The sequence below is a fragment of the Arthrobacter sp. 05L45_2 genome (assembly GCF_056397525.1).
In genome coordinates, this window is the sequence record NZ_JBFTNO010000302.1 from 1 (window position 1) to 2,337 (window position 2,337).

Sequence of the window (2,337 nt, forward strand, 5' to 3'; positions counted from 1 at the left end):
GGGCAGCCGGCACCATTGCGGGCTGGACCGCGGCCGGCGTCGAGGTCAGCTACTGCATCATGACCGACGGTGACGCCGGCGGGTTCGACCCGGAGCAGCGTGAGGAGATCGTCGCCCTCCGCACGCGGGAGCAGGAGCGTGCCGCGGCCCTCGTCGGCGTGACGGACATCCACTACCTCCACCAGCGTGACGGCTACCTGGAGCCGTCACACGAAGTCATACGGGAGGTGGTGCGGCTGATCCGCCGGCTCCGCCCCGACGTCGTGCTGGCCATGCACCCCGAACGCAACTGGACCCGGATCCAGAAGAGCCACCCGGACCACCTGGCCGTGGGGGAGGCGGTGACCCGGGCGGTCTACCCGGCCCTGGAGAACCCGTTCGCCTATCCGGAACTTGCTGCCGCMGGGCTGGAGGCCTACAAACTGCCCTGGCTGTGGCTCTTCGCAGGCCCGGAGGARCGGGARAACCACTTYGTGGAYGTSWCSGSGAACGTCGARSAGAAGCTTGAGGCMATCCACRTCCACRCCAGCCAGCACCCCGACGCCGAGGCCATGGACCGCATGGTGCGGGGCCTGATGGCCGCCACCGGGAAACGCGGGGGACTCGCGCCGGGCCGCAGCGCCGAGGCGTTCCACGTGGTCGCTGTGAACGGCCCGGGAACCATCGCGGGTTTCTAGTGTTGCCCCGGCGTGAGCGCTGCCATATGCTTGCCTCTGTTTAAATCATATTTATTGATGGAAGGCAGACTTTAATGGCGAAGACTGCGCAGCACCCCGTTCTGGTCATCATGGGCGTCTCGGGCTCGGGCAAATCCACCGTGGCGGGCCTGCTCGCCGGGCGGCTCGGCTGGGACCTCGCGGAAGGCGATGACCTGCACCCGGCAGCCAACGTCGCCAAGATGCACGCCGGCCAGCCCCTGACCGACGAGGACCGCTGGCCCTGGCTGGACAGCATCGCCGGCTGGATCAGGGACCACACCACCGCGGACACCCCCGGCATCGTGACCTGCTCGGCCCTGAAGAAGCGCTACCGCGACGTGCTCCGCGGCGAGGGTGTGGTGTTTGTCTTCCTGGAGGGCAGCAAGGACCGGATCTCGGACCGGCTGGCCTCCCGGCACGGCCACTTTATGCCGCCGGCGCTGCTGGACTCCCAGTTCGACGCCCTGGAGGCCCCCACAGGCGACGAGAACTTCATCACGCTCTCAGTCGGGGCCACCCCGGCCGACGAGGCCCAGGAAATCATCGACCGGCTTCACCTCAACGGTGCCGACGCCGCCACCCGCTGACCGGGCACCGGCCAGCACTCTTTCTTCCCGCTAGGAACCCCTTGTGAATTCATTTGCAGTTACGCAGCTCCCCGCCGCCGTCGAGGCCTGGACCGGCCACGACACCCAGCTCCTGGTGGTCGCGGCCCTCGGCATCGCGCTGATTGTGGTGCTGATCGCCAAGTTCAAGCTCCACCCCTTCCTTGCCCTGGTGCTGGGCTCGGCCTTCGTCGGACTCGCCTCGGGTGTGGAACCGGCCAAAATCATCAGCAACTTCGAGGACGGTGTGGGCGGCGTCCTGAAGGAAGTCGGCCTGCTCATTGCCCTCGGCGCCATGCTCGGCAAGCTTCTGGCCGACTCCGGCGGGGCCAACCGGGTGGTGGACACCCTGCTCGCCAAGGCAGGCGGAAACCGGGTGGTCTGGTCCATCACGCTGGTCGCGGTGATCATCGGCCTGCCGATGTTCTTCGAGATCGGTCTGGTGCTGCTGCTCCCGGTAATCGTGCTGGTCACGCAGCGCTCCAAAATGCCGCTGATGCGCATCGCCATCCCGGCCCTGGCCGGACTGTCCGTGCTGCACGGCCTGGTGCCGCCGCACCCCGGACCCCTGATCGCGCTTAGCGCCGTCAAGGCCGAACTCGGCACCACCCTGGCCCTCGGACTCCTCGTGGCCGTCCCGACCGTCATCATCTGCGGACCCCTGTTTTCCCGGCTCGCGGCCAAATGGGTCCCGGTCGGAGCTCCCGCCGTCGCCGGCGGCATCGACACCGAACACGGTGCCGACCTGGAAGGCGTCAAGCGCCAGCCCAGCTTCCCGGTGACGCTGATGACCATCGTCTTCCCCGTGGTCCTGATGCTGCTCAAGGCCGTTGTGGACATCATCTGGCCGGATCCCGCGACCGCGCCGTGGGTCCGGGTGTTCTTCGACTTCGTCGGGCAGCCGCTGGTGGCGATGACCCTGGCGGTTCTGCTGGCCATCGGCACCTTCGGCTACGCCGTGGGGTTCACCGGTAACAAAATCACCACCAAGATCGGTGCCAGCCTGGGCCCGATCGCCGCGATCCTGTTGATCG

Annotated in this window: 3 protein-coding genes; all 3 read left to right on the forward strand. The window is 67.7% G+C overall.

Annotated elements, in window-relative coordinates; all coding sequences use genetic code 11:
• Window positions 1-677: PIG-L deacetylase family protein (locus tag AC1DHD_RS15725; protein WP_476880606.1), on the forward strand; the 677-nt coding region annotated here is incomplete at its 5' end.
• 74 nt (window positions 678-751) lie between these two features.
• Window positions 752-1,285, forward strand: a complete 534-nt coding sequence (locus tag AC1DHD_RS15730) for a gluconokinase (RefSeq protein WP_476880607.1) — start codon at window positions 752-754, stop codon at window positions 1,283-1,285.
• Window positions 1,286-1,328: 43 nt separating this feature from the next.
• On the forward strand, window positions 1,329-2,337 hold a 1,009-nt coding region (locus AC1DHD_RS15735; protein ID WP_476880608.1), incomplete at its 3' end, for a GntT/GntP/DsdX family permease.